The sequence below is a fragment of the Lysinibacillus sp. G4S2 genome (genome assembly GCF_030348505.1).
GTDB lineage: Bacteria > Bacillota > Bacilli > Bacillales_A > Planococcaceae > Lysinibacillus.
Genome location: NZ_JAUCFJ010000002.1, coordinates 611,836 through 631,697 on the forward strand (window position 1 = coordinate 611,836; position 19,862 = coordinate 631,697).

Genomic DNA, 19,862 nt, shown 5'->3' on the forward strand with positions numbered 1-19,862 from the left:
TTTATCATAGTTTGTACAAAATCCCTAAGTTCATGATTGCATTTCACGAATTTGACACCTTCCATAGATAATGTATTCTAAAGAGAAGAGATGTAAATAGAGGAGCACCAATCATGAAAAGTATATTACAACAGCCGATTTGGCGTTTTTACGATCAATCCATTAGCGCAAAGCAAAGATCGCCACTTGAATCCTTTGCAACAGACGATACTTTATGTCAGCTAGTTGGGCAATTAGCCTCTCCGCCAACTATTCGTACATGGGTACATGATGCATCTGTTGTGCTCGGTATTCAGGATCACCGTTTACCATATGTGCAGCACGGTATGGACTTGCTTAAGACACGTGGTTATCATCCTATAGTACGCAATTCAGGCGGATTAGCAGTTGTCCTTGATGAAGGGGTACTGAATATTTCCGTTGTTTTATCTGAACAAACGGAAACGCTAAGCATTAATGATGGCTATGATGTAATGGTAGCCCTAGTAAAAGGATTATTCCCTGAAGTAGCGGATCAAATTGAAGCCTATGAAATTGTAGGTTCCTATTGTCCGGGCTCCTATGATTTGAGTATTGAAGGAAAGAAATTTGCTGGTATTTCTCAGAGACGCTTACGCCAAGGAGTAGCAGTGCAAATATATTTATGTATTGAAGGAAGCGGTTCAGAACGAGCTGCACTCATTCGCGACTTTTATGAAGAAAGTCTAAGAGGAGAGGAAACCAAATTCACATACCCTAACATTGTCCCTGATGTGATGGCGTCACTATCCGAACTTATTGATGCATCATTAACAGTGGAAGGTGTTGTTATTCGTTTACAGCAACTTCTTCACAATCTGGCCGAAGAAATTCGTTTTGAGTCTTTTGGTGATGAAGAACTGACGTTATATGCATTCTATTTACAACGTGTTTTAGAACGTAATAAGAAAATGCTCGAACCAAAGTGATAGATGGCAACGACAAAAGAAAAAGCGATGCTGCTAACTAAGCGCATCGCCATTTTCTTGAGGGTAAGGGCTACTTACAACAAGATTTCCGTTTTTCTCCATTTTAAAAACAGGTGCAATTCGTTCTTCCTCTTCATCTAGTGTTACTAGTCGTCTAGCACGGTTCATAATTTGAACAAATTGCTCGTAATCTTTTCGAATAGCTCTGTTTTCCTCTTCTAGCTGTGTAATTGTCTTCTCTAGCTTTTTATTTTTCTCAGATGTTACATGCACTAGCTGTCTCCATTTTGAAGACTCATTACCTATTTCACCAGAGTGCTGTAAACGTAGTAAATAGGCTATGACAATATCAAGAGATAATGCAGATAGAGGAATTGATTTACCCTCTGCGGCACTACTATTGACTGTAAACATACTAGAAGCACGGCGTCTTGCTGGAGCACCCAACACTCGCATTCTCTCTTTTCTTTCCTTTTTCGCTTCTGCTAGTTGCTCCTCATACTCCTTACGAACAACAGCATTCCAACGGAAACCACATGCAGCAGCAGTACGATTCAAAGCATCGCCAGCTTCTTCAAAGGCATTTAACTGTGTACTTCCTTCCGTTACATGGCGAATAACCGCCTCTGCTAATAATTCATCATTTTCATCTAACCAAGCATCTTGTCTTACTTTACTCATGTTAAAATCCTCCCACCTTTATTTGGAACTTTTTATTTACAACTAGCATGACCAATCTTTTAACCTTTTATTCATCCATGTGGAAGGAATTATGCTTGAATACAAGGTGAAAAGTGCGATACAATACCCGATGTAGGTTTGTACGTATGCTACATACTTAAATATGTGAAGTTCATACGTTCAATAGAAGCGGTTTTTTGAATCAATTATGGCCTCGGCATAATTGCGTCCGGAATCGGCTTTGTGCTTAGGCCTGCACGATGCAGGTCAGTTAGCCGTTATCGCATGGATGCGATGATTTTAGGCTAACATCCCCTAAGAACTCCATTCTGATTCCGTGACATCCGCCGGAGGTTGTAACTTCTTTCAGCGGATGCTAAAAGAAGTTACAAAAATACTATATAGAAAGGGTTGTTGACAAAATGGCAAACGAATTTAAAGTTTGCGATGAATGTCAGGCCGTTAACTTAAAAACGTTAATTCCAAAATTAAAGGAAATCGATCCTGATGCAACCATCGAAATTGGCTGTCATTCTTACTGTGGCCCAGGACGTAAAAAAACATTTACCTTCGTAAATAGTCGCCCTGTTGCTGCACTAACGGAAGAAGAACTAATGGAAAAGGTTTTAGCAAAGTTAAAGAAATAAGTAAAACAAGCGCTATCTTCACTAGTTGAAGATAGTTTTTGTTTTCTTATGAATCTTTAATATTGATGTAAAGAAGAGTCGAAGTGACGGATAGAAGAGTCAAAGTGACGGATAAAACCATTGAAGTGACGGATAGAAGAGTCAAAGCGACGGATAAAACCATTGAAGTGACGGAAAGAAGGGCCAAAGCGACGGATAGCCATCGAGGTGACGGAAAGAAGAGCCAAAACGACGGATAGCCAAAGAGGTGACGGAAAGAAGAGCCGAAGCGACGGATAAAACCATCGAAACGACGGATGAAAGAAGCCGAGCGACGGAAAGAAGAGCCAAAACGACGGATAGCCATCGAGGTGACGGAAAGAAGAGCCGAAGCGACGGATAAAACCATCGAAGTGACGGAAAGAAGAGTCCGAACGAAGGATAGACCCAACGAAACGACGGATGAAAGAAGCCGAGCGACGGAAAGAAGAGCCAAAGCGACGGATAGCCATCGAAGTGACGGAAAGAAGAGCCGAAGCGACGGATAGAGCCAACGAAACGACGGATGAAAGAAGCCGAGCGACGGAAAGAAGAGCCAAAACGACGGATAGCCAAAGAGGTGACGGAAAGAAGAGTCCGAACGACGGATAGAGCCAACGAAACGACGGATGAAAGAAGCCGAGTGACGGAAAGAAGAGCCAAAACGACGGATAGCCAACAAAGTGGCGGGAAGGTTCACGTTGCGCCTCGCTCCGATATTTGATGTTGAACCTTGCTCATCGCCAAAAGTAGAAACGATATTTATTAAAACGTATACCATGGAAGCTGATTGCAGTGAAAGCGAGTGGATTAGCGTCACAGATGAGACCCTGCAGCACAAGCGAAGCGACTCATCGTACACCAGATAAGCGCCCAGTCTGAACGGAAAACCCCCACATTTTGAGGTGGAACCTGGAAATTAGGTCAATAGAAACCTAAATTAAGACGAGAATACAGTGAGTTAGGTTGATAGTCTCTATAATTAAAGTGAAATATGTATGCTAGTCCTATATTTATCGCATATAATAGTATAAATAGGAAACGGGGGTGCTGTACAATTGACACATTATGCAAAAGCTAAATTGCAAGAGGAAAAAGTATTCAAGGACCCAGTGCATCGTTATGTGCATGTACGGGATCAAGTAATTTGGGATTTAGTTGGTACGAAAGAATTTCAGCGATTACGTCGAATTCGCCAACTAGGTACAACGTTCTTAGTATTCCATGGAGCAGAGCATAGCCGCTTTAGTCACTCACTTGGCGTTTACGAAATTGTACGTCGCATAGTAGATGATATTTTTGAAGGGCGTCCTGAATGGGATGAAGATGAACGACTACTTGTGCTTTGTGCAGCCCTTTTACACGATTTAGGGCACGGACCATTCTCACATGCTTTTGAAAATGTCTTTGAACTTGATCATGAATATTATACAAGACAAATTTTGCTCGGCGATACAGAAGTGAATGCAGTATTAAAAAAAGTATCGGCTGATTTTCCTGAGAAAGTATCGCAGGTAATTGAAAAAACATATCCGAATAAGCAGGTCGTCAGTTTAATATCGAGCCAAATCGATGCTGATCGTATGGACTACCTACAGCGCGATGCTTATTTCACTGGTGTAAGCTATGGTCATTTTGATATGGAACGGATTTTAAGAGTGATGCGCCCACGAAAAAACCAGGTCGTTATTAAGGCGACAGGCATGCATGCGGTAGAGGATTATATTATGAGCCGCTATCAAATGTACTTACAAATTTATTTCCACCCAGTGTCTCGCAGTGCAGAGGTTGTTTTAAATAATATTTTAAAACGCGCTAAGCAATTAAGCTTGGCAGGCTACAAGTTTAAGCACGAGCCTACACACTTTTTAGCATTTTTCCGCAACTCCATAGAGCTTGAGGACTATCTTGCATTGGATGAAAGTATTCTTTTTACATATTTTCAACTGTGGATGCAAGAGGAAGATGCTATATTAAGTGACTTAAGCCGCCGCTTTGTTAACCGAAAGCTATTTCAGTACATCGATTTAGATCCAGGTGTCGAGCTAGTTAAATATCAAAAACTACAAGAGCTCTTCAAACAAGCTGATTTAAATCCAGAATATTATCTTGTTCATGATACGACGGCAGATTTACCTTATGATTTTTATCGACCAGGAGAGGAAGAAGTGCGCGTTCCTATTTTCTTAGAAATGAAAAATGGAGAACTACGAGAACTATCTCGTGAATCTATTATTGTGGATTCCATTTCTGGCCGCATGAAGCGAGATCATAAAATATATTTCCCGCTTGATTTCTTAGAGGACAACAGTACCCATTCCGCTGTGAAAGCACAAATATTAACTTTACTACGAGAACAGAGAAAAAATTAAAAAGTTTTTAATGTATAAATCATGTATGTTGCATGAGAGCAATTTAATAGGATAACAACATATTGATAATGAAAAAACAGTAAAAGTACTCAATGAGAGTAATCTTTTACTGTTTTTTTGCTGTATAAAGATAAATGGAATGGAAAATATATAGAAACTTTTTGAATTATGTAAATAAAAAGTCCAGAATTGTTTAGAATTTGTTCAGTGGTCTTTATTATAATGAGGCTAAAACCCTAAAGGGGGTGAGGTCAATTATTAAAGGCGTCACAAAAGTAGCATGGATACATATAAATTTGTATATCACACATTCATAAGTCATCATGATTACCTATGCCGTGAAGTACTTATAAGAATGTATTCAGTTATGGCGACAAGTGAATTGAAGGAAAGAGGGAGCAACCTATTGTTTGTGGCATACCTTTCCAACGTTACGAAAGGATGCAACGTCGTCAGCAAACACCAACAGGTATCTCTCTGAACTTAGAAAAGGAGAGAAACATGAAAAAGCTTAAACAATTAAACATAGCAATGATCTTATTGCTACTCGTATTCCAAACCGTACTATCACCGATTTCAGTGTTTGCGAGTGAAGTGGTTCCTAATACTGGTGTAACTGAAACGCCTGAAACCACTGGTACAACAAGTCCTGAAGAACCAGCAGCAGATACTGGAACACCTGAACCACCAGTAAAGACTGAAGAAGTAAAAGATACTGTAACACCTCCAACTGAAACTGATAATAGTGGTGGGACAGTAGAAGAAACTCCAAAGGATGAACAAACTCCAGTTCAACCAGATGATTCAACTTCGACTGAGAAAAATGAAAATGGTGATGGGGCAACAGAAGGAGAGAAGTCATCAACAGAAGGTGATAAAGCAGCAACAGATGATACTGACAAAGACAAAGTGTTACCACCTAATACGGAAGATCCAAAAACGCTTGTGCGTGATCCAAAAGAAATCCCTTTGTCAGCAGTAGATTTTGAAATGTTGATTAATGGAGAAAAAGTTACATCTTCTTATAATAAGGAACTCCAACCAAATCAAAAATCAAATATTACATTCACATTTACAGTTAATTTAGAAGAAGCGCATAATGCTGGAGATTTCTTTACATTCGATTTACCAGCATCCATTATTGACTTCGAAAATAACTTTACTGGAAGTAAGAAAGCGGGTCTAAATAATCCTGCTTATTCTTATTCAACTAGTGGTCAAACAGTTACAGTTAAATTAGATGAAACGGTTACTGATCCAAACTTATTGGGTAGCGAAGCAAAGCTTATTGCTTCTTTTGAATCAGGGTTTAATTTGCAAGGCGACAGTTTGGAACAAGATCTTGTTATTCCACAGGGTTTAGCAGGGCAGGAAACAATTACATTGAACTTCTTGCCATCAACAAGCAATGCAAAGATTTCAAAAGAAAATAAAGGCGCTACTTCGAAAAACGGTGAACGCATTATTGATTGGGAAGTATGGGTTAATAAAGCTGGGAAGAACTTAAAAGATGCCACGCTAACAGATGTTACGACTGTTAACAATAGTGCAAGTCATGAAGTTGTACCTGGTTCTGTCCAAGTCACTAAATATGAAATGGGATTAAATGGTTATAAAATTGAGACAGCAGATCCTGACTACCTAATAGATGGGAACTTCAGTGATATTTCATTTAATGGAAGATATGCTTATAAAGTGAACTATCAAACGAAAGTAACTGAAGCTAATCCAGAAGGACTAAAAAATTTCAATAATACCGTTACTTTAACAAATGGTAGAGATACTGAAACATCTGATGTTGCTACACAGCCGATTAAGTATGGTGATGCTCTAGCGAAGAAATTTACTTCAGGGGATAACTACAAATCTTCATGGGAAATAAAGTACAACTATAATGAAGTGAAGGTTGATAACCCTGTTATTACAGATACACTTCCAGGTGCACATAAAATTGACACAAATTCAATTCAAGTATTTGAAGTAACTGTGGATGAAAACGGAAACGAAATTAGTTCTAATAAAATTACTTCTGGTTTCCATTCTGAAGCAATTACAGATGGCTTCAAGCTTACATTCGATAAGCCAGTAACAAAAGCTTATAAGATCACTTATGATGCAAACTATGATCAAGATTTCTACACAGGTTCTACTACAACATTAACAAATATCGTAGAAGCGGGCACGTATAAAAGACCAGCTTCACACACAATTAGCGAAAATATTTTAACAAAATCTCGTTCAGTAAACTTTGATACAAAAGAAATTACTTGGACAATTACAGTGTCAGCTGACAATAATACTACAAATGGTAAAGATATAACTGGCTTAGAAATTGTCGATAATTTTGAAACAAGTAGTAAGAATGGTAAACATACGCTTGTTGGCGGAAAAGATGGTATTACTGTAGACAAAATGACAGGTCATTCGATATCACTTATAGATGAAAATGACTTAAGCAAAGGCTTTAAAATAACAGGTGGTACTGTTAAAAAAGGTGAAACAGCAACTATCACGTATAAAACGTCTTATGAAATTGCAGATGATGGTTCTGTTATTCATAATGGATACGGTAATACAGCAACAGCCAATTGGATGAGTAGTGGTAAAACCTATACTGTAACTAAAACAGCAGACTATACACCAGCAACTACGACTGTCAATAATGGTAGTAAATCAGGGGGCTTTAATCATTTAACGCAAGAATTTACATGGAATGTTAAAGTCAACATTAATAAAAAAGATATTAATGGAGCACTATTAACAGACAATTTGGGTGATGGGCATAAAATCGTAGAAGATTCCTTTACAGTTTATCAGTATAAGCTTGATACAAGCGATGATGATACTAAAGGTACTAAAGGTTATGTTTTAGATCCAAAATATTATGATTTAACGATTGATCCTGATAAAAAAAGCTATACGTTAAAATTCAAAAATTTAGATAGTACAACAACAAATAATCAAGCGTACCTTGTCGAGTATAAATCAAAAGATTCTAATAATATTTTAGGGATTGAATCAGATGATGCTAGCTTAAAAGGTGACACGTATACAAACACGGCAACATTTAAAACTTTAAATGACTCGAAGACATATACTTTAGAAGCGAAAGTTACGGTGGATGAAGCGAATAATTTATTATCAAAAAGTGTTCAACAAAATAGTAGTAAACAAACAATCATATGGACACTAGACGTTAATAAATCGCATTCAACATTAAAAAATGTCAAAGTATCAGATTTTCCATCAGGTTATTTAATGCTAATACCAGATTCTATTCAGATACGACCATATGTGGTGAACGAAACAGGAATCTCCGCTGAGGGTTCATGGGAGAGTCCAGCAAAATTCGGCGTAACTGTAGAGTACGATAAAGCATCAGGTGGCTTTACTTTAAACTTTGGTGATTTAACTAAGAAAGGCTACCAAGTGCGATATGAAACACTTGGATTAGGTAAACAGAATACAGGTTCAGGTAATCCAGAAGAAGAATTTAGCAATAAGGCGACAATGACTTTTGATGATTCTTCTGCTGCAAACCAGGGTACTGGATCACAAGTAGATAGGAAGTTTAATTTCAGTAGCTCAGATACGGATTTCCAATTAACAAAAGGAAACCTTAAGCTAAAGAAAATTGGCGTTAATCCAGCAACAGGTGACAAACAGGCACTTGCTGGCGTAGAGTTTGAATTAATCAAAAAAATTGGAAGCAATGTATATGTAATTGCTAAAGCAACTTCTAGTGATAAAGGTTACTTTGAATTTAACGCCATTAACTACGGCACATACTATGTGAGAGAGGTTAAGGCGCCGGACGATTATGCTAAAATGGATGATCAATTATTAAAACTAGATGCAACTACTGACTCCAATGTAGTACCTGAAAAAGTAACTGAAGTGGAAAATGTGAAAAAGATTACTTCTGGAGCTATGTGTCCTAACTTCACACTAACAATTAAAGATATTGATGGTGAGCTTGTTGTAAATAAAAAAATTACATTACAAGATGATAAGGGCAACATTAAATTTACAGGTACAACAAATAACGAGGGAAAAGTAATCATCCCACGAGAAGGTTCTGAGGCAGTTAAAGCAGGATCGTATAAAGTATTCGAGGGTGCTGAAGAACTTGGAACTGTGACTGTAAAATACAGTAAAGGTGAATGTCATGCTGAATTGCAGCCGCCTATAGCGTGTAAGCAATTTACAATCACGTTAAAAGACAAAGATAATAATCCACGTCCTCATGTTGCAGTAACATTAAAGGATAAGGATGGCAAAGTAATTATCTCGTCAAAAACTGATGAGAATGGTAAGTTGATTGTTCCTTCAAACCCTCCAGCAGGTAAGTATGATCTTTACGAAGGAAAACAATTCCTAAGTGAAGTGAATATAAGTTATAAAAAAGGCTGTGAAATTGAAGTACAACAAGCACCTTCTTGCCCTTCGTTTACATTAACTGTAAAAGATGTTGATGGAAAACCACGTGAAGGTGTAACCGTTACAATCAAAAATGAAGATACAAATGAAATTATTAAACAAACAATCGCCCCAACTGATAGTGAAGGGAAAGTAAAAATTAAAAATCTAGAACCAGGAAAATATGTGGTTTATGATGGAGCAAATGAAATTGGGAAGTTTACAGTAAATACAGACTGTGAAGCAACAGTTCAACCAATCCCAGCATGTCCACAATTTACACTAACGGTAAAAGATGAAAATGGCAAAGTGCGCCCTAATGTTGACAACATCACTATCAAAGATAAAACAGGCGCAATTATTGCTACAAACAAAACAACAAATGAATTAGGTCAGATTACTATTCCATCTGAAAACATTCCTTCAGGTGTGTACGATGTATATCAAGGTGATCTATACATTGGTCAAATAACGGTTCAATATTCAGTTAAATGTGAAGCAGAAATATCAGCAGCGCCTGCATGTCCTGCGTTTACATTAACTGTACAAACTGAGTTTGGAACGCCTCTTGCAAATGCTAAAATAACAGTGAAAGATGCAAAAGGTAATGTAATTAAAGGTGCGGATGGTAATGAAATTCTAACAACAAGTGTTATGGGAACAATTGTTTTACCAGACAAAGCTATTAAGCAAGGTACGTACTATGTGTATGAAGGAAGTCGTTTAATCGGCTCATTCACAGTAAAAGATACATGTTCTGCTATCGTAAAACCTTCATCAACAGGTGGAGGCGGTAGCAATGGCGGCGGTGGAGGCGGCGGTGGCTGGACTCCTGACCCAGAAAAACCAGTTGATCCAAACAAGCCAAATCCAGATCCAGGGAAACCAGTTGATCCAAACAAACCGAACCCAGATCCAGGGAAACCAGTTGATCCAAACAAACCGAACCCAGATCCAGGGAAACCGGTTGATCCAAACAAACCGAACCCAGATCCGGAGAAACCAGTTGATCCAAACAAACCGAACCCAGATCCAGGGAAACCGGTTGATCCAAACAAACCAAATCCAGATCCGGAGAAGCCGGTTGATCCAGAAAAACCAACAACAGAGTCAGAGAAGCCAGTTGATCCAAAAAATCCAGGTAACTCAGCAACAGATACAAAAAATCCATCAAACCCTGGAAAACCATCTGTAACAGATGTCATTGATCAAGGTAAAAACTTACCGCCATACAATCCTTCTACAGCGAATAAAGACACACTAGATTCGTATAAGGATTTCCTTAATAAATACGATAATTTATCTAAAAAGGAACAGGCAGAAGTAGCAAGATCTCTTGATATTGACAAAATCAAAGCAGATGCTGAAAAAATGGAAGCTCAATTAAAGGCAGAAGGCAAACTGCCACAAACAAATGGAGCAAATCAAACAGCTCTTACACTAGTTGGTGTAGCTCTCGTTCTAGGAGCATTGTTCTTATTGCGTCGTCGCAAAACAGAAGTGAAATAATATTTAATCGAGTAGGAGGGAGTGATTAACTCCCGACCTCTCCAACCACCGTACGTACGGATCCGTATACGGCGGTTCAATTAAGATGAATAACGCAAGATTTCATAACGAGCTTGCAGACTTTTGAGCCCTTGGTTACTCCAATAAGAGTTATCAAGGGTTCTGTGTAATATTGGACTTTTCGAGATACGCCAGTAACTCTTGCGAGTATTGCCCCATTCGTAAGCCTTCCAGTCTGGAACTCCTAAACGAATGAGGTTGCACACTTTCGTACGAGGCTTTTTCCAATTCTTCCATAAACACATGCGAAGTCTTCTTCTAATCCATCCATCCAGTGATTCAAATATTGATTTCGTATCCGCTAATGCAAAGTAGCCACACCACCCAATTAAATATTGATTCAATTGTTGAATTCGGTACTCCATTGGAAATGGCTTCTTTCTAGCTGTTAATTCCCGAATTTTGTTCTTCATTCGCTTTATGCTCTCTTTCGCAATTCGAACTTGTGGTTCTTTGCGGGAGGTAAAGCTAAATCCTAGGAATTTACGTTGCCAAGGACGAGCCACTGCGGATTTCTTCTCATTTATTTTCAATCGTAGCGTCTTCTCAATAAAGGTTTTGATACTTGCCATCACTCGTTCTCCTGCTCGTTTTGTTTTCACATAAATATTGCAGTCATCGGCGTAACGGACAAATTTATGACCACGTTTCTCTAATTCTTTGTCTAATTCATCCAGCACAATATTTGAGAGAAGTGGACTCAGTGGGCCCCCTTGGGGTGTTCCTTCATCTGTATCATAAACGACACCATTTATCATGACACCCGATTGTAAGTATCTACGAATCAGCTTGAGTAGAGGTTTATCAGAAATTTTCTTCGCTAATGTACTCATTAGACGGTCATGGTTTACTTTGTCGAAGAATTTCTCTAAGTCCATATCTACTACCCAGCGGTATCCTTCTTTTATATGACCTTTGGCTTCTCGGATTGCATCGTGAGCACTTCGTTTTGGTCGAAATCCGTAACTATGATTCGAGAAGTTCGGGTCATATAGGTTGGATAGCACTTGGGCAATCGCCTGTTGAATGAGTCGGTCTGTCACGGTTGGGATTCCTAATAGTCGCACACCGCCGTCAGGTTTCGGGATTTCGATTCTGCGAACTGGTTGTGGTTGGTAGGTTCCCTCAAGAATTTGCTTCTTAATCGTTAGCCAGTTTTCGACTACATGCTGTCGTAGGAATTTTACGGGCATTTTGTCTACTCCATGACTCCCTTTGTTTCGTTCCACCCGTTTGAGTGCGAGAAGCAGATTCTCCCGTGATAATATTTGATTCATTAGCATCTCGTTCGACTCCTCCGTGAATAGCTTGTCTTCTTATAACAGTTTCTACTGCACCCGCTCAATGTCCCTCATGGGATTCACCATTACCTCCATTAAGTCGGTCCTTCTGGATTTTCTGTGTTTACCATAGAAAACTGCATGCCAAGGGCTATTCTCTCCGAATTGTTCGGTCCTTCCCATTCATTCTAGAAGTGAATGGTACTATGACCTCTGCTGACTTCTGATGGTTCAGCTACCTATCGCTAAGTAGGTTACAAAGTGTACTTTGCGTTTCCATCAGACCTCCCCGGGTAAGCGCATGCACTTTCACACCATCTATCCGCCTCATTTACTCGATATGACCTTCGACAGAAAGGACTTTGTGTTGTTATGCACACTCATCCAATCATACCTAGCCTTATATGAGATTCGTGTTCCTCGGACCGGTGTTTTGCCTCCAGCTTCCTTCAGATTCCGCGTCGCCACGGACACCCTTGCTCTTGGCTAACCTCTACTTCTGTCTTCGGGGTTCGGGACTTGCACCCTATAGTTCATACGCATGCCGGGCGCACATAAGAAAACCCCAAGATCATAAAAATCTTGGGGTTTTTCGTATACTAAAAAGTTTCTGATAGCTTTGCAGGTGCTTTGTCAAACGGATATTGCGCAACAAAATCTGCTTGAATGGCAAGTCTTTTCGTCCCTTTATCAGCGCATGTAACGAGGGTCAAAACGGTTTTATCAGGGATATCATCAATAACATAAACATCCGTGGCAGCGATGATTTCCTTAGTCGTTAATTTGTACTCATAAATATTCGTTAAGTCTGTTACATAAATCGTATCTCCTATATTTGCTTTGTATAAGGGGCTAAATAAAACATCTGTTTCTTCAAAGTAATGACCCGCTAATGCGTAGTTTCCTTGTCCCAGTTTTTGATTAGGCTTCATGGTGCCCGCTCCAACGGCTAGAGAGGCATTACCAACTCCTTTGACGATAGGAAGTTGCATATCAACACTAGGAACAGCGATACTACCAATGACAGGCATTTTATTAGCTGTTGTTTGAGCTTTTAAAACTTCTGCAATAGATAGTGATTGCACTGCTTCAAATTCAAAATCGGCATCCGCATTATTGTTCTTTTCAATATCCTCTGCACTGTAATCAGTTGTATTTAATTGCTTACTTAAATGAGTGATAATGGCATTTTGAATAGGATTAATAAAAATAAGTAAGAGGCCAATGATGAGCATACAAATGAGTAGTGTTAGTTTAAGTTTTTTCATTTCATAAATCACATCCTAGTATTGAAATTACGAATCGCTGGTAAAGGTGAAAACATCGCCGCTAAAGTGTTGATTTTCGCCGGTAAAAGTGAAAGAATCGCCGTTAAAGAGTCGAGTTCCGCCGGTAAAAGTGAAAGAATCGCTGGTAACAGTTCGATTTCCGCCGGTAAAAGTGAAAGAATCGCCGGTAAAGGTTCGATTTCCGCCGGTAAAAGTAAAAACATCGCCGCTAAAGGTTCGAGTTCCGCCGGTAAAGGTGAAAACATCGCCGGTAAAGGTTCGATTTCCGCCGGTAAAGGTGAAAACATCGCCGCAAAAGAGTCGAGTTCCGCCGCTAACAGATCAAACTCCGCCGCTAAAACTAAAAAAATCGGCAATTATAGCCCGGCCTTCGGAAAACGGTATGTATCGTCAATAACTCACCATACGTAAAAAGAGTAGAGCTTTTTTATAATGCTCTACCCGTTAACTCATTATTTATCGCTGTGGAGCACGCCTGCAACGCCGTAATGGTTTTTAGGCATTTCTTCGATGAAAACTGTTACGTTTTCTGCTGGTGCGTTAACTGTACGAGAAACGGCTTCTGTTACTTCTTTTACTAGTGCGCGTTTTTGTTCGTCTGTACGACCTTCAAGCATTTTCACTGTTACGTATGGCATAATATTGTCTCCTTTATTGAATAATGTTGTATAGTAAGTTTATCTCCATTCAGTAGAAGACTTCAACCTCTGAAGGTGGTAAGATGAATGCAGGTGTGGTTCTTTTTCCAAGAATGTCCAAACACCTACTGAATGAAGATAAAGCCTCCGGCGGATGTCACGGATTTTGAAAGGAATGAATAAAGGATGTTAGCCTAAAACCTTCGCATCCTGCGAAAACGGCTAACTGACCTGCAGCGTGCAGGCCTGAGCACAATTCAAAATCTGGACGCAATTACGCCAAGGCGAAATTGATAAGAAAGTATATAAACTTCTTACTCGTATTTAGGCATTTGCGCAATGCTAGTGTCGCTTTCGTTACGGCACTAATGCGCTAACTATGCTTTACTTTATAATAGCAGAATGGAGGTAATTAAAGTATGGCAAATGAAGAAAAATCAAAACAAAAAATGGGCTTTACTATTATTAAAAATGACCCGACAGATGGACATAAGGGATTTGGGATTGGTTCGCTTTCACTTGAAAACGTATCGCCAGTTATTATCGATACAGAAGAGGGGACGGCATCAGTTGAAATCGGTGCTATGCATGCTCGTAGTGATGTGGAACGTGGTATTAAATTTACGACAGATCGTGCTGATTCAGAGGGTGGAAAATCGTATTGGTTAGTATGGGTGACGATTGACCATAAAGAGGATGGACCTTATTATGCAGGTGTAACTGCGTGTGAAATGGTAGTCAATCGAGAAAAACGTCGAGGCTATAAAATTTTAGCTGATCATGTTAATAAAATGGATAAATCTATGAAGCGTCATATTATGGTAGAGCATATGGATGCACCATCTAAAAAAGTGTTAGCTTCTTTTCTAGAGGAGCTCAATCCAGAGCTGTGGGCACGTAGTGAGGACCAATTGCGTCAAGACTTAATTGCAGAATAGACTTGCAATGATTGAACAATCTGTGACAATTTGCAATCGCTTTCGATATAAGGTTGAAAGTGGGTTTGAAACAAAGTAAACTTGAGGCAGAGCTTACATTTTAGTAAGCTAGGACACTTGGTTTTCGCGAATGTGATGAGCACTATGTGGCATTTGAACAACCCAAACCCAAGCCAAATGCCCCATGATGCTCATCTACTTCGCGAACCATAAATAAGAAAAGCTTTCTGTTCCCACGGACACGGCTCCGGGGAAGAGAAAGCTTTTCTTTCTTTTTTTATATGTCTATTACTTTGTCGAGAGCCTTCGTTATTTAGAACGTGATTAACTAATAAAGGTTCCACATTATAAATTAATCTTTAAAAATTGAGAATGGGAGCATATTCCAAATTTCTCCCCACGTATCTCGATCGAGAATATCAAAGCTTTTTGAACATTTTTCAGTCGGTACATCCTTTTCGTCTACATAGACCAGACGTTGTTTAGGGCAGGCATCTGTTGCGAGCTTACCTGTTTCCACATCGACGACCACACCTTTTACACCTTTAGGCTTTGTGAAATCCTCGTTCTTTGTTCCTTTATTGACAGCCTCCATATAGTCGATCCATATTTTCTTTGTCGCTGCAGTATCTTCTTTTGCTTCTATATTTTTTCCTTGGTCATAGCCGTTCCACACGCCAGCAGTTAAACTAGGTGTAAATCCAATTAACCATTGATCACTATTTGTAGAGCCAGATTTTGCTGCATACGTATGCGTCATACGATTGCGAATGCTAATCCCTGTAGCTGGAGAATAATCGCTAAATACAGGATCGAAAATACCTGTCATCATTTCTGTTAAGATAAACGTATCTTCTTTTGAGAGAACCGTCTCAGCTTCTTTAGTAGCTTCTTTACTTTCGTAGATGATATCACCATTAGCATCTTTAATAGAAATAATAGTAGTAGGAGCGGTTTCTTGACCTTGTGATGCTAAAATATTATAGGCATTCGTCATTTCATATAAAGTAGTTTCAGCTGTTCCTAGCGCGATCGATAAATTGTCCTTATCACCGATATTTACATTGAAGCGATCAGCCATCTCGTGAAATGTTTTAAATCCAATTTCCTCTAAAGTTTTAACTGCGTAAATATTATCAGAAATAGCGATAGCTTGTGCCATAGACATATCATGCGTTGCAAATTGACCGTTAACATTTTTAGGAGAATATGTTGAACGTCCTTTATCATAAGTGAAAGTTGTCTCACCTACATCTAAAAAAGTTAATGGCGTATAACCATTCTCTAAAGCTGCGGCATATAAAATAGGTTTAATGGTTGAACCTGGCTGACGTTTTGCCTGTGTAACCCTGTTAAATGAACTTGCAGCATAGTCACGACCTCCGACTAGTGCTGTAACGGCACCTGTTTTGGATTCCATACTCACAAATGCGGCTTGGAGATCGTTAGCAGGCATATTTTTGGCTACAGCTTCTTCTGCTGCCTTTTGGTGTCCTTGATTAAGGGTTGTTTGGATAGTCCAGCCACCTTCACTAATGTCGAGATTTTTTGACTTCAAAATGTCACTAGCCTCTTGCCATGCTACGTCCAGGAAGTATGGTGCGACAGATTTTGTTGCCACCCAACTATCATTCTTTAAAACAAGCTTTTCACTTTCTGCACGTGTTTTTTCATCTTGCGTAATGACACCTTGATCGGCCATCAGCTTTAAAATAACGTGCTGGCGATCAGTTGCCTTATCTAGATTGGCGATAGGGGAGTAAATACTTGGTCCTTTTGGAATTCCAGTTAACATTGCTGCTTCCGCTAGCGTTAAATCACTGGCAGATTTTCCGAAATAAAATCGACTAGCTGCTTCTACACCGTACATACCATGTCCGTAGTAAACAGTATTTAAGTAGCCTTCCAGTATTTCATCCTTATCATAAAAAACTTCTATTCTATAAGCATACAGTGCTTCATTTAATTTTCGTGTCCAAGACTTTTCATGTGAAAGATATAGATTTCGAGCATATTGTTGTGTAATAGTACTTGCTCCTTGAACCTTACTTCCAGCCTTAAGGTCGACTAATAACGCACCAGCAATACGTGAAAAATCAAATCCTTTATGCTTATAAAAGTCTTTATCCTCAACAGCGACCACTGCTGTTTTTAAATAGGGGGACATCTCATCAAGACTAACCCAATAACGTCGTTCATTCGTAAAGTGATCCCCAATCTGGTTCTCATTTTCATCTAAGAAAATAGAGGCTTTAGGTACGGTTAGAGGCGGGGCACCAGCCACTTGAACATAGACGCGTAGAGCTATAAACGCTACTATAATAGCAGATGCAAAGGCGACAAAAAGGGTAAGTGCTTTGCGTGTCCGCTTTGTCCGTTTTTGCTTACGTTGATAGCTTTTTCTCTTCATCCGACTTCACCTCGTTTTCTCACACTTGCATATAGTATGTGTCTGAACATTCATCTTTAATCGAAATTCTAGGTAAAAACTATTGCACTTTATTCAAAAACATCTATACTTTTTTTGTACTGTTTGAAATGCTAGTGTTCGACAAAAGAAAGACACTTTGTAAATTTTAATCGAATTTTGCTAGACATTCCAATAATGTATACGAGGATTCAAGGATAGAGGTTTCATTACAATCCTGTAAGTCCTTACTAGAGTAATGGTAATAATGAAATTAAATAGGATTAATTCCTAATAAAAGTGGAGGTCGAGCAATGAGATTTGATGAAGCTTATTCAGGAAATGTTTTTATAAAAAGTCATCCAACATATGAGGATGCTCAGGCAGTCATTTACGGTATGCCAATGGATTGGACAGTTAGTTATCGTCCGGGCTCACGATTTGGTCCGCAACGTATTCGCGAAGTATCGATTGGTCTAGAAGAATACAGCCCATATTTAGACCGTGAGCTAGAAGAAGTGAAATATTTTGATGCAGGAGATATACCGTTACCATTCGGGAATGCACAGCGTTCTTTAGATGAAATTGAAAAGTATATCGAGCAGCTTTTAGCGGATGACAAGATTCCAGTTGGCATGGGTGGCGAACATTTAGTATCTTGGCCTGTAATGAAGGCTGTATCAGCAAAGTATGATGACCTAGCAATTATCCACTTCGATGCACATACAGACTTACGTGTTGAATATGAAGGGGAGCCACTTTCTCACTCAACTCCTATTCGTAAAATTGCTGAACATATCGGACCAAAAAATGTGTATTCATTTGGTATTCGTTCAGGTATGAAGGAAGAATTCGAATGGGCGAAGGAAAATGGCATGCACATTTCAAAATTCGAAGTGCTAGAGCCATTAAAAGAGGTATTACCTACTTTAGCAGGACGTAATGTATACGTGACGATTGATATTGATGTACTCGATCCTGCACATGCACCAGGCACAGGAACAGTAGATTGCGGAGGAATTACATCAAAAGAATTACTAGCATCAATCCATGCAATCGCAGCAAGTAATGTTAATGTAGTTGGCTTTGACCTAGTTGAAGTAGCACCAATCTACGACACATCAGAAATGACAGCAAACACAGCGAGTAAATTGTTAAGAGAAATGATTTTAGGCTGGGTAAAATAAAGCTAGAAACATTAACTAGTGCATTCTGCGACGAAAGTGAAACGTCAGTCGCAAACACAGTTTCTAAATTGCTAAGAGAAATGATTTTGGGCTGGGTAAGAGACTTCAAAATGTTAATATGAAGCGGTTGGAGTGGGGTTTAGCTATTAGCTAGCCCCACTTTTAGCCCCAATTGCCTTTAAACTCTCGCTAAATACAGTTACCGTTTGCGCCTCCATCTCCTGAAATTATCAAGAGTATTGCATCCGATAAGGGTGCTTTTATTTTGCCCTGAAAAGTAAGTATCGAGCAGAGTTTCCTCCCCTTTGATTCATCTGTCTTGCTTTTGAGAGCAAAAAGTCATTACATATATTTCATTTATTGGTTTATTATTAAAATAAAGGAGATGATAATATGAGTTTTATTTCAGTGGTTGCTATGGAGAATTTTGTTACGGTAGTGGCTGATAGTAGACAAATTAATTCAGAAACGAAAGAAGTAATAAGTGAAGATTTCTTAAAAGTAAGAGGAATTAACGATAAACAATTTATCGCTTGTACTGGTAATGTAGGGGTTGCCGAAGCTCTTTTTAGTAAGTTTTCAGGCGATTTATTTTATGATTTAAAAAATAACGCTGAGTTAATTCGTGATGAACTTGTTAAAAAAATAGATTTAAAAATTGCGAAATGCCAAGTAGTGTTAGGAGGCAGAAGCCATCTAAACGAAATTGTGCTTTACACATTTTCTAACGATCCGACTCTCAGGGTTGTTGAATATAAGCCTAAAGCAAGTGATTTATCATATATCACGTTATCTAGTGATGAATTGATGAATAAAGGTTTTGATGCAAACGATACATTTGAAAAGATCTATCGGGATAGAAATATACAATCTATAGAAGATGTAATCATGGTTCAAACGGAGTTAAATGATATTGTATCGGATCTAGATATATCAGTTAACAAAGAAAAAAATATTTTGAAAATAACGTAAACCACATTTTTGTATGTGGTTTTTTATTTTGATTAAAATAAGCAACTAGCATAATGGGGTGATGCCATTGATTGAAAAGAAATTAACAGCGAAACAACAAGCATTTGCAGACTTTTATATCGAATTAGGCAATGTAGAACAAGTTGCGATAAAGGCTGGATACAGTAAAGCTATGCAAGAGGTAATGCTCATAAAAAAGTTGCAAATGTGAGCATAAAAAACTATATAGACAATCGCATGGAAGAATTAAAATCTGAGCGTGTAGCTACTCAACAAAAAGTGATAGAATTTCTAACAGCTATTTTGGCAAGAGGATTATTCTATTGATCAACTGAAATCACTTTGTTTTTCAGTTAATTACAAGTTGTTAGATAAAAAATTAAGTAATTCAATATTTTTTTAATTTTATGATTGGATTATCTTTCAACATTAGTTATATTAGTCCTGTATAATGAATCAATATTTGGCATTTAATTAAGTATTTGGATTAACAACTAT

At 38.6% G+C, this 19,862-nt stretch carries 14 protein-coding genes and 1 pseudogene; 8 read left to right on the forward strand and 7 right to left on the reverse strand.

Annotated elements, in window-relative coordinates:
- Positions 1 to 113 precede the first annotated feature (113 nt).
- Positions 114 to 947 carry an octanoyl-[GcvH]:protein N-octanoyltransferase gene (gene lipL, locus QUF91_RS03350; RefSeq protein ID WP_285398946.1) on the forward strand — a complete coding sequence of 278 codons (834 nt, stop codon included), beginning with the start codon at positions 114 to 116 and terminating at the stop codon, positions 945 to 947.
- A gap of 33 nt (positions 948 to 980) precedes the next feature.
- On the opposite strand, the gene QUF91_RS03355 is transcribed toward lipL, so the two are convergent.
- A complete protein-coding gene (locus tag QUF91_RS03355; RefSeq protein ID WP_285398947.1) occupies positions 981 to 1,628 on the reverse strand; it encodes an RsfA family transcriptional regulator in 648 nt (215 codons plus the stop codon).
- Between the two features lie 422 nt (positions 1,629 to 2,050).
- Between QUF91_RS03355 and QUF91_RS03360 the strand changes: the two genes are divergently transcribed.
- Positions 2,051 to 2,275, forward strand: coding sequence for a YuzB family protein (locus QUF91_RS03360; protein ID WP_049667962.1), 225 nt, complete (start codon positions 2,051 to 2,053; stop codon positions 2,273 to 2,275).
- Between the two features lie 46 nt (positions 2,276 to 2,321).
- Here QUF91_RS03360 and QUF91_RS03365 read toward each other — a convergent pair whose 3' ends face one another.
- Positions 2,322 to 3,113: a hypothetical protein gene (locus tag QUF91_RS03365; protein WP_289416843.1), complete on the reverse strand. Its 792-nt coding sequence runs from the start codon at positions 3,111 to 3,113 to the stop codon at positions 2,322 to 2,324.
- A gap of 238 nt (positions 3,114 to 3,351) precedes the next feature.
- Between QUF91_RS03365 and QUF91_RS03370 the strand changes: the two genes are divergently transcribed.
- Positions 3,352 to 4,665, forward strand: coding sequence for an HD domain-containing protein (locus QUF91_RS03370; protein WP_289416844.1), 1,314 nt, complete (start codon positions 3,352 to 3,354; stop codon positions 4,663 to 4,665).
- Positions 4,666 to 5,166: 501 nt separating this feature from the next.
- Positions 5,167 to 10,593 (forward strand): collagen binding domain-containing protein, encoded by a 5,427-nt coding sequence (locus QUF91_RS03375; RefSeq protein WP_289416845.1) that lies wholly within the window; start codon positions 5,167 to 5,169, stop codon positions 10,591 to 10,593.
- An 80-nt stretch (positions 10,594 to 10,673) separates the two neighbouring features.
- Here QUF91_RS03375 and ltrA read toward each other — a convergent pair whose 3' ends face one another.
- The 4 genes from ltrA to QUF91_RS03395 form a co-directional block, all read right to left on the reverse strand.
- Positions 10,674 to 11,936, reverse strand: a complete 1,263-nt coding sequence (gene ltrA, locus QUF91_RS03380) for a group II intron reverse transcriptase/maturase (protein WP_289416808.1) — start codon at positions 11,934 to 11,936, stop codon at positions 10,674 to 10,676.
- A gap of 596 nt (positions 11,937 to 12,532) precedes the next feature.
- Positions 12,533 to 13,201, reverse strand: a complete 669-nt coding sequence (locus tag QUF91_RS03385) for a class A sortase (RefSeq protein ID WP_285398951.1) — start codon at positions 13,199 to 13,201, stop codon at positions 12,533 to 12,535.
- A gap of 8 nt (positions 13,202 to 13,209) precedes the next feature.
- Positions 13,210 to 13,578: a hypothetical protein gene (locus tag QUF91_RS03390; protein ID WP_289416846.1), complete on the reverse strand. Its 369-nt coding sequence runs from the start codon at positions 13,576 to 13,578 to the stop codon at positions 13,210 to 13,212.
- Between the two features lie 96 nt (positions 13,579 to 13,674).
- Positions 13,675 to 13,860 (reverse strand): 2-hydroxymuconate tautomerase, encoded by a 186-nt coding sequence (locus QUF91_RS03395; protein ID WP_068985249.1) that lies wholly within the window; start codon positions 13,858 to 13,860, stop codon positions 13,675 to 13,677.
- Positions 13,861 to 14,279: 419 nt separating this feature from the next.
- On the opposite strand from QUF91_RS03395, the gene QUF91_RS03400 reads away from it, so the two are divergent.
- Positions 14,280 to 14,798, forward strand: coding sequence for a YwhD family protein (locus QUF91_RS03400; RefSeq protein WP_285398954.1), 519 nt, complete (start codon positions 14,280 to 14,282; stop codon positions 14,796 to 14,798).
- A gap of 352 nt (positions 14,799 to 15,150) precedes the next feature.
- On the opposite strand, the gene QUF91_RS03405 is transcribed toward QUF91_RS03400, so the two are convergent.
- On the reverse strand, positions 15,151 to 17,208 hold the full coding sequence (locus tag QUF91_RS03405; RefSeq protein WP_289416847.1) for a transglycosylase domain-containing protein: 2,058 nt from the start codon (positions 17,206 to 17,208) through the stop codon (positions 15,151 to 15,153).
- 311 nt (positions 17,209 to 17,519) lie between these two features.
- Here QUF91_RS03405 and speB point away from each other — a divergent pair, with 311 nt between their 5' ends.
- From speB to QUF91_RS03420, 3 genes and pseudogenes are all read left to right on the forward strand, one after another.
- Positions 17,520 to 18,392 (forward strand): agmatinase, encoded by an 873-nt coding sequence (gene speB, locus QUF91_RS03410; protein ID WP_289416848.1) that lies wholly within the window; start codon positions 17,520 to 17,522, stop codon positions 18,390 to 18,392.
- 393 nt (positions 18,393 to 18,785) lie between these two features.
- Positions 18,786 to 19,364 (forward strand): hypothetical protein, encoded by a 579-nt coding sequence (locus QUF91_RS03415; protein ID WP_289416849.1) that lies wholly within the window; start codon positions 18,786 to 18,788, stop codon positions 19,362 to 19,364.
- Positions 19,365 to 19,425: 61 nt separating this feature from the next.
- Positions 19,426 to 19,691, forward strand: a pseudogene (locus tag QUF91_RS03420) (terminase small subunit).
- The last annotated feature ends 171 nt before the right edge of the window (positions 19,692 to 19,862 follow it).